The organism is Streptomyces sp. DSM 116793, from assembly GCF_057320905.1.
Genome location: NZ_CM170494.1, coordinates 6,601,082 through 6,614,552 on the forward strand (window position 1 = coordinate 6,601,082; position 13,471 = coordinate 6,614,552).

The 13,471-nt window shown below is 73.5% G+C and carries 9 protein-coding genes; 2 read left to right on the forward strand and 7 right to left on the reverse strand.

The genetic code is table 11. The features are described 5' to 3' along the window. Window positions 1-2: 2 nt before the first annotated feature. The 4 genes from ACSMXW_RS25990 to ACSMXW_RS26005 form a co-directional block, all read right to left on the reverse strand. On the reverse strand, window positions 3-1,514 hold the full coding sequence (locus ACSMXW_RS25990) for a dihydrolipoyl dehydrogenase family protein (RefSeq protein ID WP_485799805.1): 1,512 nt from the start codon (window positions 1,512-1,514) through the stop codon (window positions 3-5). A gap of 209 nt (window positions 1,515-1,723) precedes the next feature. After that, window positions 1,724-2,218: a DUF779 domain-containing protein gene (locus ACSMXW_RS25995; protein ID WP_485799806.1), complete on the reverse strand. Its 495-nt coding sequence runs from the start codon at window positions 2,216-2,218 to the stop codon at window positions 1,724-1,726. Beyond that, window positions 2,218-3,735 carry an aldehyde dehydrogenase gene (adh, locus tag ACSMXW_RS26000; protein ID WP_485799807.1) on the reverse strand — a complete coding sequence of 506 codons (1,518 nt, stop codon included), beginning with the start codon at window positions 3,733-3,735 and terminating at the stop codon, window positions 2,218-2,220. The genes ACSMXW_RS25995 and adh overlap by 1 nt, the downstream gene beginning before the upstream one ends. Window positions 3,736-4,134: 399 nt before the next feature. Further along, the gene (locus ACSMXW_RS26005) at window positions 4,135-5,460 is read right to left on the reverse strand and encodes a GAF domain-containing protein (RefSeq protein WP_485799808.1); all 1,326 of its coding nucleotides are present in this window, start codon (window positions 5,458-5,460) and stop codon (window positions 4,135-4,137) included. Between the two features lie 302 nt (window positions 5,461-5,762). On the opposite strand from ACSMXW_RS26005, the gene ACSMXW_RS26010 reads away from it, so the two are divergent. Together ACSMXW_RS26010 and ACSMXW_RS26015 are read left to right on the forward strand one after the other, a co-directional pair. Then, a complete protein-coding gene (locus ACSMXW_RS26010; protein WP_485799809.1) occupies window positions 5,763-6,704 on the forward strand; it encodes an NAD-dependent epimerase/dehydratase family protein in 942 nt (313 codons plus the stop codon). Between the two features lie 26 nt (window positions 6,705-6,730). Then, a complete protein-coding gene (locus ACSMXW_RS26015) occupies window positions 6,731-10,567 on the forward strand; it encodes an aminotransferase class I/II-fold pyridoxal phosphate-dependent enzyme (protein WP_485799810.1) in 3,837 nt (1,278 codons plus the stop codon). Between the two features lie 190 nt (window positions 10,568-10,757). Here ACSMXW_RS26015 and ACSMXW_RS26020 read toward each other — a convergent pair whose 3' ends face one another. The 3 genes from ACSMXW_RS26020 to ACSMXW_RS26030 all read right to left on the reverse strand — a co-directional run bounded on the left by ACSMXW_RS26020 (window position 10,758) and on the right by ACSMXW_RS26030 (window position 13,429). Continuing rightward, on the reverse strand, window positions 10,758-11,354 hold the full coding sequence (locus ACSMXW_RS26020; protein WP_485799811.1) for a toxin: 597 nt from the start codon (window positions 11,352-11,354) through the stop codon (window positions 10,758-10,760). Next, the gene (locus ACSMXW_RS26025; protein WP_485799812.1) at window positions 11,351-11,806 is read right to left on the reverse strand and encodes a helix-turn-helix domain-containing protein; all 456 of its coding nucleotides are present in this window, start codon (window positions 11,804-11,806) and stop codon (window positions 11,351-11,353) included. Before ACSMXW_RS26025 ends, ACSMXW_RS26020 begins: the two co-directional genes overlap by 4 nt. 447 nt (window positions 11,807-12,253) lie before the next feature. Continuing rightward, window positions 12,254-13,429 carry an MAB_1171c family putative transporter gene (locus ACSMXW_RS26030; RefSeq protein WP_485799813.1) on the reverse strand — a complete coding sequence of 392 codons (1,176 nt, stop codon included), beginning with the start codon at window positions 13,427-13,429 and terminating at the stop codon, window positions 12,254-12,256. Between the last annotated feature and the right edge of the window lie 42 nt (window positions 13,430-13,471).

The window sequence follows — 13,471 nt, forward strand, 5'->3', positions numbered from 1 at the left end:
GCTCAGCCCTTCCTGCGCCGGCCCTCCAGCGTTTCCAGCAGCCGGAGCCAGATCTCGCTGACCGTCGGATAGCTGGGCACCACGTGCCAGAGGGACGACACCGGCATGCGTCCGACGACGGCCGTGGTCGCCGCGTGGACGAGTTCCGCGATGCCCGGGCCCACGAACGTCGCCCCGACCAGGGTGTCCGTCGCACGGTCGATGACGAGTTTGGCCCGTCCCGCGTAGTCCTCCCGGAGCAGGTAGGTGCCGGCGAGGGCGGCCAGGTCGTACTCGGCCGTCTCGACGTCGACGCCCGCGCCCCGGGCCTCCTCCTCCGTGAGGCCGACGGACCCGACCTCGGGGGAGGTGAACGTGACCTGCGGAACCGCACGGTGGCCGGCCGCGGTGCTGAGGCGGCTGGGCTCACGGCCCTCCGGCTGCTCTTCCGGACGCCGCCCCTCCGCCCGCGCCGCGATCACCTCACCGGCCACCCGCGCCTGGTACTTGCCCATGTGCGTCAGCAGGGCCCGCCCGCACACGTCGCCGACGGCGTACAGCCACCGGCCGTCCACCCCGCGGACGGTCTGCTGGTCGTCCACGTCCAGATAGCCGCCGTCCGGCAGGCCGACGGAGGGCAGGCCGAGGTCGTCGGTGCGCGGTGTCCGGCCGGTCGCGACGACGATCTCGTCGGCGACGAGCGTGCCGCCGTCGTCCAGCACCACGGTGACCTCGCCCCCGCGCGGCAGCCCGAGACCGGTGTCGCGGACGTCGGCGCGCCGCACCTCGGCGATGCCGCGCCCCGGCAGCAGCCGGACGCCCGCGGACCGCAGCCCCTCGGCGACCAGCGGGCCCGCGAAGGGCTCCTGCCGGGTGAGGAGTTCAGCACCCCGGTGCACGACGGTCAGCTCCTCGACGCCGAGCGCGCCCAGCCACGTCGCCGCCTCGCAGGCGACCACGCCACCGCCCAGGATCACCACGCGCCGTGGCACCACGTGCACGTTGGTCACATCGCGCGAATCCCACGGCAGCGCCTCGCGGAGGCCGGGGATCCCCGGCACCGCGGGCAGGGAACCCGTCGCCACGACGACCGCGTGCCGGGCCGTCAGCGTCCGGGTGCCGCCGGCGGCCGTGCCGACCACCACCGTGCGCTCTCCGGCCAGCCGCCCCTGTCCGCGTATCACGTCGATGCCCGCGCCCAGCGCCCACCGCACCTGCGAGTCGTCCGACAGGCCGCTCACGATCGCGTCCCTGCGGGCCAGGACGGCGTCCACGTCCAGCCGTGCGTCCCCGACGACCGAGGACACCCCCGGCACATGGCGGGCCGCGTCGAGCACCTCGCCGGGGCGCAGCAGTGCCTTGCTCGGCATACAGGCGAAGTACGAGCACTCGCCGCCCAGCAACTCCCCCTCCACCAGCACCGCGTCGAGGCCGGAGAACTGCGTGGCGTACTGCGCCGCGTTCTCGCCCGCCGCCCCGCCGCCCAGCACGATGACGTCCCACTCGGTGCGTTCCGGATCCACTGCCGCTGCCATTCCCGTGCTCCTTGCCGCTGGGGTCGCTGGGGGTGGCCGGGGGCTGCCTGGGGTGCCCCGGGCCCGTGCCGCCGACCGTACCCTGCCGTCCCACCGCACGAGGCGGAGCAGCCCGGCGAACGAACCGGGCGCTCGGCCGGAGGCCGGGAGGGGCCCGGGCGCTCCGCCAAAGCCGGGCCCCGGGCGCGCCGCCGGGGCCCGGCACGGCGTCAGGGCGCGCCCGCCGTGGGGCCCGCGCCGCCCTCCAGGCGGTCGCCCGTCAGGGGCGGCGGCTGGGCGTCGAGTGCGGTCAGCTCCTCCTCGGTGAGCAACCGGGACCTGAGGAGGAAGCGCACCCCCTCGGGCGCCTCCAGGGAGAAGCCGCTGCCCCGTCCGTCGACCACGTCCACCGTCAGGTGGGTGTGCTTCCAGTACGCGTACTGGCTCGCGCTCATCCAGAACGGGGTCCCCTCGGCGACGTGCCCCAGCAGCACGTCCGCGGCCCCGACCCGGAACTCACCGCGCGGGTAGCACATCGGTGAACTGCCGTCGCAGCACCCGCCGGACTGGTGGAACATCAACGGGCCGTGCCGCCGGGTGAGGTCGAGGACCAGTCGCTCCGCCGCGGCGGTGAGCCCGACACGGGCGGGCGGGCCGCCCGCGGCGGGCGGACCCTCCGCCGCGGACGAGGCGCCGGTGGCGGGCGGGTCGCCGGTGGCGTCCATCAGAACAGCCCCAGCTTCTTGGGGGAGTAGCTGACCAGCAGGTTCTTGGTCTGCTGGTAGTGGTCCAGCATCATCTTGTGGTTCTCCCGGCCGATCCCGGAGTTCTTGTACCCGCCGAACGCCGCGTGCGCCGGGTAGGCGTGGTAGCAGTTGGTCCACACCCGGCCGGCCTTGATGCCCCGGCCCAGCCGGTAGGCGGCGCCGCCGTCCCGGGTCCACACGCCCGCGCCGAGCCCGTACAGCGTGTCGTTGGCGATCTTCAGCGCCTCGTCCACGGAGTCGAAGGTGGTGACGGACACGACCGGGCCGAAGATCTCCTCCTGGAAGATCCGCATGTCGTTGGTGCCGCGGAAGACGGTCGGCTCGATGTAGTAGCCGCCCTCCAGGCCCTTCACCGTGCGGGTGCCGCCGCCGGTCAGCACCTCCGCGCCCTCCTGCCGGCCGATGTCGATGTAGGAGAGGATCTTCTCGTACTGGTCGTTGCTGGCCTGCGCGCCCAGCATGGTGGCCGGGTCCAGCGGGTCGCCGCCGGTGATGGCCTTGGTGCGGGCGAGGCAGCGGGCCATGAACTCGTCGTAGATCGAGGAGGGGATCAGGGCCCGGGACGGGCAGGTGCAGACCTCGCCCTGGTTGAGGGCGAACATCACGAAGCCCTCGACGGCCTTGTCCAGGAAGTCGTCGTCGGCCGCCGTCACGTCGGGCAGGAAGATGTTGGGACTCTTGCCGCCCAGCTCCAGCGTGACCGGGATGATGTTCTCGCTGGCGTACTGCATGATCAGCCGCCCGGTGGTGGTCTCACCGGTGAACGCCACCTTGGCCACCCGTGAGCTGGACGCGAGGGGCTTGCCGGCCTCGACCCCGAAGCCGTTGACCACGTTGACCACGCCCGGCGGCAGCAGGTCGGCGATCAGCTCGATCACCAGCAGCAGGCTGGCCGGGGTCTGCTCGGCCGGCTTGATCACCACGCAGTTGCCCGCCGCCAGCGCGGGCGCCAGCTTCCAGGTCGCCATCAGGATGGGGAAGTTCCACGGGATGATCTGCCCGACCACCCCCAGCGGCTCGTGGAAGTGGTACGCCACCGTGTCCTCGTCGATCTCCGCGATGCTGCCCTCCTGGGCACGGATCGCGCCGGCGAAGTAGCGGAAGTGGTCCACCGCCAGCGGCAGGTCGGCCGCCAGCGTCTCGCGCACCGGCTTGCCGTTCTCCCATGTCTCGGCGACGGCCAGCTTCTCCAGGTTCTCCTCGATCCGGTCGGCGATCCTGTTGAGGATCACCGCGCGTTCGGTGGTGGAGGTGCGGCCCCATGCCCCGGCGGCGGCGTGCGCGGCGTCCAGTGCGCGTTCGACGTCGGGGGCGGTGGAGCGGGCGACCTCGCAGAAGACCTCACCCGTCACCGGGGACGGGTTCTCGAAGTACCGGCCCTCGGCGGGCGCCGCCCACTCGCCGCCGATGAAGTTGTCGTACCGCCGGGCGTAGCTGACGATGCTGCCCTCGGTGCCTGGCTGTGCGTAGACCATGGCGGTTGCTCCTCCCGGTAGAGGTGTGCGGGTGCGTGCGGGACCGGCCCCGGTGCCGCGCCGTGCCGGACCGGCCGCCCGTGCCGTGCCGGACCGGCCGTCGGGTGCCTTGGCGGGGCCGGCCGCCGCGGCGCGGGCACACTGTGCGCAACGGAGGTTGGCGGGAGGTTGGCCACCTGGTCAGAGGCCCTGGCCACCGACCGGTCGCTTGGTCGCTTGGTCGATGGGTCGCTTGGTCGATGGGTCGGTGGGTCGGTGGGTCGGTGGGTCGGTGGGTCGGTGGGGCGATGGGGGGCGATGGGTGGGTTGGCGGGTCGGTGGGTCGGCGCGCTCAGCGCGCCCAGCGCGCGCGCCGGGTCGGCGCGGGGCGGTCGGCCGTCCGGTCAGCCGTCGGCCGGGTCAGCCGCGCAGTGCGGACGTCAGCCGTCCCGCGGCGATCCCGCGGCGCGCGTCGTTCGGCCCGAGGATCCGCAGGGCGTGCGTGTGGATCTCGGCGTCGTACGGCGCCCGCTCGCCGTAGCGGAGCGCGTGCTCGGGACGGGTGCTGGCCAGCACCGCCTCCCGCACCGCGACCTCGATGTGCTCCCGCCACTCGACGATCCCGGGGGCCTCCGAGTGGGGGAGCAGGGGACCGCGGCAGAGCTCCACGGCCCGCGTCGTGTCGCCGCGCTCCAGGGCCCGCAGCACCTCGACCGCGTCGCACACCACCGGCACGGTCAGCTCGTACCGGCGCGTGGCGACCTGCCCGCCGAGGGCCCGCCGCAGGTGCGACACCTCCGCCTTGAAGGTGGACGCGCTGACCGCCCGGTCGCCGTACAGCGCCTCGCGCAGCCGCTCCGGGCAGCAGCCCGCCGGCTCCAGCGCCAGCAGCGTCAGGATCTCCAGCTGCCGCGGAGGCAGGTGCAGCGGCACGCCGTCCCGCGCCGCCCGCTCGCCGCCGAGACAGGTCAGTTCGAGGCCGCCCCGGGCGGCACCGCCGCGTACGGAACCGCCGCCTCCGCCGCCGCGGCCTGAGAAGAGCGCACCGTCCCCACGCCCGCCGCTGCCGCGTCCACCGCCCCCGCGCGCGGCACCCTCGTGCCGGCTGCGCAGCGCGCCCTCGACCGCGGACGCCATCATGCGCACCGTGGACATGGCCAGCGGATGCGAACGGTCCCACGTCGTCGACAGGTCGAGCACGCCCAGCACCCGCCCGTCCGGGCCGTGGATCGGCGCGCAGTAGCAGACCCAGCCGTGCAGCGCCGCCACCAGGTGCTCCGCGGAGAACACCGTGCTCGGCACACCGGTGCGCAGGGCCAGCGACAGCGCGTTGGTCCCCATGGCCGGCTCGTCCCAGCAGCCGCCGGGCGCGAAGTTCACCCGCTCCGCGCGGCGCCGCATCACCCGCCCGCCGTACGTCCACAGAATCGTGCCGGACTCGTCGGTCACCGCGGCCACGAACCCCGCGTCCTCCGCCACGCTCCGCAGCTCGTCGGCCAGGTCGCGCACCGGCCCGTACAGCGGTGAGCGGGACCAGAGCGCGTGCACGCCCTCCCTCGCCACCGGCGCGCTGTCCCGCTCCGGGTCCACCGTCTCCACGGAGCGTATCCAGGACTCGGTGACCTCGTGACGCAGCGCGAGACCGCCACCGCGCGGCCGGCCGGTGGCCTTCAACTCCGGTACGTGGCGGGCCCACTGGCGCTCCAGCACGGTCCGCCGCCGCCACAGCGCTCCCTGCTCCGACATCGGCATCCCCAGCTCGCTGCTCGTCGAGGTACGCACCGGCGGGTGACAGAGGTGCCGAGGCCAGCACGGTGCACCGGAAGGGGACGGACGGTCTCACTCAAGCCACTCCGAAGCCCGCGCGGTCGCCGTCGGTCCCTGTGTGAGGCACCTCCCATGCTAGTGGCGTTCGACATGAACGCAGGTGGTGCGGTCGGAGCCGGTGACCTCCGGACCCCGGCGCGGCTGACCGAAACCTAACCATCCGCCTCCGCTTGACCCGCACCCGTCACAAGAGCAACACAGTCCTCCGCTAGTGTGCGCGCGTGAGCCATCAAGTCGTCATAGGTTTCGGGCCCGCGGGTGCGGCCACCGCTCGGCTGCTGGCCGAAAAGGGCCATTCGGTACGGGTCATCACCAGGTCGGGCCGGAGCCCGGAGCCCGGCATCGAACACATCGCGCTGAACGCGGCGGACAGCAGGGGACTGATCGACGCCGCGCGGGGAGCCGCCGCGATCCACGGCTGTGCCGCACCGCCCTACCACCGTTGGACGAGTGAGTGGCCGCCGCTGGCCTCGTCGCTCTGCGCGGCGGCCGAGGCGACCGGGGCCGTCCTGGTCATGCTGGGCAACCTCTACGGCTACGGTCCCGTGGACGGCCCGCTGACCGAGGACCTGCCGCCGGCCGCGACAGGACCCAAGGGGCGGGTGCGCGCCGCCGTCTGGGAGCAGGCGCGGACGCTCCACGAGCAGGGCCGCATCAGGGCGGTCGAGGTGCGGCCCTCGGACTTCTTCGGGCCCGGCGTGACCGACGGCGGGCACCTCGCCGCGCGGGTCATGCCCCGGCTGCTGCGCGGCAAGCCGGTCTCCACCCTCGGCGACCCGGACGCCCCGCACAGTTGGAGCTACCTCCCCGACGTGGCCAGGGCCATGGTCGAGGTCGCGGGCGAGGAGCGCGCCTGGGGGCGGGCCTGGCACGTCCCCACGGAACCCGCGCTGTCCACCCGGGAGATGGTCGACCGCCTCGCCGCCCAGGCGGGGACGGGGCCGGTCGCGGTGCGGGGGCTGCCGCCCGCCGTGCTGGCCGTCGCCGGGCTCTTCTCTCCCCTCCTGCGCGAACTGAAGGAGGTCCGCTACCAGTTCGACCGCCCGTTCGTCCTGGACGCGAGCGCGTACGAGGCCGCGTTCGCCCTCCGCGCCACCCCCCTCGACGAGCAGGTCAAGGCGACCGTGGACTGGTGGCGTGAACGACTGGCCACCGCCGGGTGACATCCGTGACAGCGAAGGGTTCCACAGTGGCTTCAGCGGGGGCGCGGCGTGCCGACGTCGCGATCGTGGGGATGGCCTGCCGGTTTCCGGGGGCGCGGAACCTGAACCAGTACTGGCGGCTCCTCACCGCCCCACGGGCGCAGTTCTCCCCCGTGCCCGACGCGCGGTGGCGCAGCGCCACCTTCCTCAGCGACGACTTCCGTGACGCGTCCTCGGCCTACACGGACAAGATGGCGCTGCTGCCGGACGTGGGCCACTTCGACGCGGCGCACTACGGCATCCCGCCGCGGCGGGCCAGGTCGATGGATCCCCAGCACCGGCTGCTGATCGACCTCGCCCGCGAGGCGATCCAGGACGCGGGGTGGGAGGCGGACGGCTTCGACCGCGAGGAGACGTCGGTGATCACCTCGCTCACCGAGAGCGGCTACCGCGAGATCAGCACCCTGCAGATCCGGATGCGGCAGCTGGCCGGTGGCGAGTTCGGGGCGCGGGCGGCCGGTCCCGGGCCGCTGGAGATGGTCCGCGGCGTCGACGGGCTGCACGGCTCGTCCGTGGCGGGCCTCCTGCTCAACATGGGGCCTAACACGATCAGTTCGGTCTTAGACCTGCACGGCGAGAGCTATGCCCTGGACTCGGCCTGCTCCGGTGGGCTCATGGCCGTCGCCAACGCCGTGTTCGCCCTGCGCGCGGGCCGGTGCCGCATCGCCCTCGCGGGTGGTGCCCAGCTGATGCTCACCCCCGACCTGCTGGTGGGGCTCTGCCGGATCGGCGCCATCTCGCGCAGCGGCAGGTGCCTGCCGTTCGGCGCGGAGGCCGACGGGTTCGTCCTCGGCGAGGGCGCCGGTGTCCTGGTGCTGCGGCCGCTGGCCGACGCGCTGGCGGCCGGCGACCGGGTCTACGCGGTGATCCGCGGCGTGGGAACGGCCAACGACGGGACCGTGCAGGGCGGTATGCACCCCCAGGCCTCCGGTCAACTCCGGACGCTGCGCCGGGCCTACCGCGACGCCGGCCTCTCCCCGGACTCGGTCGGTTACCTGGAGGCGCACGGCACCGGGACCACGGTCGGCGACCCGGTCGAGGTCGGTGCGCTGCGCGAACTCCGCGGTGAGCAGGGCGAGCCCGCCTTCCTCGGCGCGGTGAAGGCGGTCGTCGGGCACTCCCTCAACGCCGCGGGGCTCGCCGGGCTCATCAAGACCGTCCTGGCCGTGCACCGGGGGGTGATACCGCCGCAGCCGGACTTCGACCTGGCCGACCGCTCCGGGCTCCACGCCGCGCGGCTGACCGTCCCGACGGCCCCGACCCGGTGGCCGGAGGCCGGGCAGCCGCGCGTGGCGGGGGTGAGCGCCTTCGGCTTCGGCGGCACCGGTGTCCACCTGGTGGTGGAGGAGTGCACCACGGCACAGGACCGCCCGGCACCGGACGGCGGGCCGCACCTGCTGGTGCTCAGCGCCCGCGACCGGGCCGGCCTGTCCCGTTACGCCCGGGACCTCGCGGACACCCTCGCCGGCGACGAACCGCCGCTCGCCGGTGTGGCGGACACCCTGTCCCGCCGCGTTCCCTTCGCCGAACGTCTCGCGGTCGTCGCCGAGGACGCCGCCGACGCCGTCACCAAGCTGACCGCGGCGGCCGAGGCCGTGGCCGCGGGCCGTACCGGCGCTCTCGGGCCGGGACAGGTGGCCGGCACGGTGCCGCCCACTCGTGACGCCGAGCTGCCGGAGTCCGTCCTCCCCGCACCGGGCGCGCTGCCCGCCGAGGCCCACACGGCCGCGCTGGCCCGGCTCGCGCAGCGCGTGGTCACGGGCTCGGTGCTCCGTCCGGCGGGAGAGCGAATACCCCCGTCCACCCTGCCGCCGAGCCCGCTCGCCCCGCGCCACCACTGGGCGGTGGACGAGTCGGCGCGTGAGGTCGGGGACGAGCACGGGCCGGTGGCCGTGCAGGAGTCGGTGCCGGTAGTCGAGGCGGTGACGCGGACGGGGGCGCCGGAGGTGGCGCTGACGGGAGTGCCGGCGGCCCGGACGGTGGCGCCGGAGGCCGGCGGGGCGCCGGTGGTCCGGGAGCCAGTGGTCCGGGAGCCGGTCGGCGGCGCGCCTGCCGGGGCCGGTACGTCCGCCGCACCCGCCGCACCCGCCGCATCCGCCACACTCAGCACGTTCGCGGCACCCGCGGCACCCGCGGCACCCGCCGCGTCGGTCGCACCCACCGTGTCCGCCGCGTCGGTCGCGTCGGTCGCGCCTGCCGCACCGGCCACACCCGCCGCGTCCATCGTCCTCGAAGAGGTGTCGCGGACCGGTGTCATCCCCCTCTCCGACCTGAGCGAGCGGATGGCGCTGGTGACCGATCTCGGCTTCGACTCGCTGATGCTTCAGGAGCTGGAGGTCAACATCGGCAAGCGGATAGCGGGCTTCCGCACCGAGGAGATGTTCTCGCCCGGCCTCACCGTGGAACGGCTGATCGCGCTGGCCGGCCCGCACCTCACGGCGCCGCCGGCCCCGGGCGAGCCGCTGCCACCCGGGAGCGGGCGCGCGCCGGTGCCGGTCCCGGCCGTCGGACCGGCGCCCGGTGAGCCGCCGCCACCGCAGCCCCCGGCGGGCCCGGCGGGCCCGGCCGCCACGGCCGCTTCCCCCGACGCCGCCACGGCCGCTCCCCTCGACGCCGCCGGGACCGAGCGCATCGACGACTTCCCCGAGGTGCGCCGGTTCGAGGAGCGCCTGGACTCGATCGCCGACAGCGGTGCGGCCTTCCCGTACTTCCGGGTCCACCAGGGCAACATCCGCGACACGACCACGATCGACGGCCGGGGATACCTGTCCTTCGGCAGCTACAACTACCTGGGACTCTCCGGCCATCCGGCGGTCAACGAGGCCGTGCACCGGGCGGTGGACCGGTACGGGACCTCGGTCTCCGCGAGCCGGGTGCTCTCCGGCGAACGGGACCTGACCGTACGGCTGGAGCGGGCGCTCGCCGACTTCCTCGGCGTCGGGGACTGCCTGGCGCTGGTGAGCGGCCACGCCACCAACGTCACCGCGATAGGGCACCTCGTTGGCGCGGGCGACCTCGTGCTGCACGACGCGCTAGCCCACGACAGCATCCTCCAGGGCTGCGCGCTGTCCGGGGCGGCGCGGCGCCCGTTCGGCCACAACGACACCGGTCAGCTGGAACACCTGCTGAGGCTCAACCGGTCCCGGTTCAGACGGGTGCTGATCGCCGTCGAGGGCGCATACAGCATGGACGGCGACCTGGTCGACCTGCCGGCCGTCATCGACCTGAAGAAGCGTTACGGTGCACTGCTGCTGGTCGACGAGGCGCACAGCATCGGCACCGTGGGCGACCGCGGTCGCGGGGTCGGCGAGTTCTTCGGCGTCGACAGGTCGGACGTGGACCTGTGGATGGGCACGCTCTCCAAGGCCTTCGCCAGCTGCGGCGGTTACCTCGGCGGCTCGGCCCGGACGGTGCGGTGGCTGCGGCACACACTGCCGGGTTTCGTCTACAGCGTCGGCCTGACCCCGCCCAACGCGGCGGCGGCGCTGGCCGCCACCGAGCTGATCGTCGCGGAACCGCACCGGGTGCGGACGCTGCGGCGGAACGCGGAGCTGTTCCTCGGCCTGGCCGCCTCGGCGGGTCTGGCGACGGGCTCCAGTGCCCACACCCCGATCGTGCCGTGCGTCCTCGCCGACTCGGCGCGGACCCTGCGCGTCGCGGACCGGCTCTTCGAGCGCGGTGTCATCGCCGATCCGATCTTCCACCCCGCCGTGGAGGAGGGGCTCGCGAGGCTGCGGTTCTTCGTCACCAGCGAACACCGTGAGGACGACATCCGGCGGGCCGTGTCGATCCTGGCCGAGGAGGTGGCGTCCACCGCGGGATGAGCGACGCGCGGCGAGGTGTCGTCCGCGGTGGGACGGGTGACGCGCGGCGAGGTGTCGTCCGCGGTGGGACGGGTGACGCGCGGCGAGGTGTCGTCCGCGGTGGGACGGGTGACGCGCGGACAGGCGGCTTCCGCGGGGGGACGAGTGACGCGCGGGGAGCCGGCATGCGCGGGGCGCTGGATGACGCACGTCAGATCAGCGTGCGTTCGATCCGGCTGAGCATGGCGTTCTTTCCCGAGTCCGCGCCGTCCGTGCCGTCCCCCTCGTCCCGGGCGTCCTCGGCCGCGGGCGCGTCCTGCCGTTCCTCGGTGCCGCCCACCCGCTGGGAGAGCAGATAGGCGATGATCTCGGCTTCCTGTTCCTGAACGTCGTCGTAGGTCGCGCGCAGGAGCATGTCACGCACGACGTCGGGGTCGAGGTTGGGGAAGAGGAGGCGGGCACTCGCCTCGTCCAGCCACCCGGCCCCGCGATGGCAGCAGATGATGTGGCCCAGCTCGTGCAAGATGATGTGCTCCTGGTGGGCGCTGGTGGTGTTGGCGTCGTAGAAGATGAGGTCCTCGTCGCGCGCGGCGACCCACATGCCGCACGGGTGCGACGCGGGCATCTGCATCGGCACCAGGGTGATGGGACGGTCGCGGACCTCACCCAGGTGGCGGCAGAGCTCGGCGACATCGGCCACGTCGGGCAGGTCGAGTTCGGTGATCCGCTGCGCGCCGGCCTTGCGGAGCCTCTTGAGCCGGCTGCGGCGGTCCTGATCGGCCGGCTGTCCCTTCCTGGCGCCTCTCACTCCCCGTGACCCTCCTCCGCTGCCGAGGGATCGGTGACGGGCGGCAGCCCCTGCATCTGGCGGTACTGGTCCATGATGGCCGTGATGGCCTGGAGATTCTCCTTCTTCATCCCGGCCGCCCGCATCGCCACGGCGCGCACCCCCGCCTGCCGCAGCGCCTCGATGGCGGCGACCTCGCCGAGCACCGACTCGGCGACCTTGTCGTCGAAGAAGTAGGCGACCGACACGCCGAAGAAGCGGGCCAGGGCGGCCAGCAGGTCCGGTGAGGGATTGGAGCGCTTGCCCGTCCGCAACTGCGACAGATAGACGCCCCCGACCTTGAGCTCGGGGCTGGCCCGCTTCAGCTCCTCCGCCACCTCGGCATTGGTCCAGTGCCTGCCCTTGGGACGGACCGTCTTGAAGAGGTCGTCCAGCCGCACTGCCAGCGTGGGCCGGTCGTCAGTCTCGGACATGGTGAATCTCCTTCCCGTCACCTCCCCGCATAGCCCTTGGCTAACCCACAGTTTCGCAGATTAGCTGCCAGTTGACAATCGGCCGAGACTCCGCCAACGTGGACCCCGCCGATAGCTGCCAGCTAACTTCGCTCACGGGGGTAGCCGAGTTGGTTGCCGGTCTGTCGGCCTGGTCCGTCCCTCGGGGGATGGGGCGGGCCAGGCCGGGCGAGACACACCCGCCCGGCTCGACAGGAAGAGAGAGAAAAGAGGGGGAAACGGGGGATCAGCGGGGGGAGTACGGGGGAACCACGGGGGATCACCGGCGGGACGGGGGCACGGGGGAGGCCCGCCCGGTGGCACGGGGGAAAGAAAACCCGCCCGGTCTGACGGGGGGACAGACCGGGCGGGAGCTTTCCGGACGGGCGTGCGCAGGGCGAGCGGGTCCCTGCGACCCGCCGGCCGCCTTCAGCCCGCTTTGCTGAGTCTACGATAGGCCGACGCGACCTTGGTGAGCCAGGCGACCTCCGCGGTGAAATTGTCCGCGTTACGGTCGTCGAAGTCGCCGGCGTCCTTGTTGTCGTCGGGGATGGTGCCGGTGCGCTTGGCGTCCAGGGCCCGCCGGATCTGCGCGGCCTCGGCGAACGCCTGCCGGGACTCCTCGCTCGCGCGGGGGTCCGCCTGACCGTCGCCGTTCGGGCTGCGGTCGATGTAGGGCCGCAGGTCCCGCCAGCCGTCCCGTATCTCGATGACCCGCCGGTGGAGCCGGTAGTTGAGGTCGTTGAGGTCGGAGACCGCGGTCCCCGCGGTGCCTGGCGGCTCCAGGACGATGTCCGGGGAGGACTCGTACAGGTCGCGCCAGAGCGGGTAGAGGGCCCGGTACGACCGGTAGCTGCGCGCCCACTCCACCAGTTTGGCCGTGGAGGATCCCCAGGAGGAGATCGTCAGGCTGAGGGAGAGGATGACGATGCCCACCGCGCTGAAGACGGACGCGGCGAGCGTCCAGAGACCGATGTCCAGCCCGGCCGCGGCGGTGAGGATGTTCACCGTCCTCGCCAGGCAGTAGAGGAAGAGGACCACCGCGGCGACGGAGAGCAGCCGCAGGGCCCGCCGCAGCGAGGCCTTGTCGGTCATCCGGGCGTAGGGGCCGCACTGCCGGAAGATGGTGACGCACGGAGCCGCCTGGGACACGATGAAGACCAGGAGGTAGGTGAGGACCAGCGGCTGGCCGCTGCCGGTGTCGAAGTCCGACGCGGGCCGGCCGGGGCCGTCGGCGACGAAGAACAGCGCGATCAGCAGGGCCTCCAGGGCGATGCCGGTGATCAGCCAGTAGCGGGTCTTCCGAGCCGCCTCCTGGGCCGCGGTCGCCGCCCAGCCCAGCAGGATGATCTGGGCGCTGACGCAGAAGGCGACCGCCGACACGTGCATCACCAGGATGGCGAGATTGTGGACGCCCAGGAAGAACTCGCTCGCCGTGGCGAAGGCACCCATGGTGAAGGTGAGGCACTGGAGCAGCAGAGTGGCCACCAGCGCCCGGTAGGCGCCGTCCCGCCAGCTGCGCCGTACCTGGCCCAGCCGGTAGACGAGCGCGGCGTACGAGGACAGCGCCTCGATGACGAAGCAGAGGTTTCTCGTGGTGTTCACGGCCTGATTCCCCCCACCGGCGCCGCGCACGTGGCGGACGGT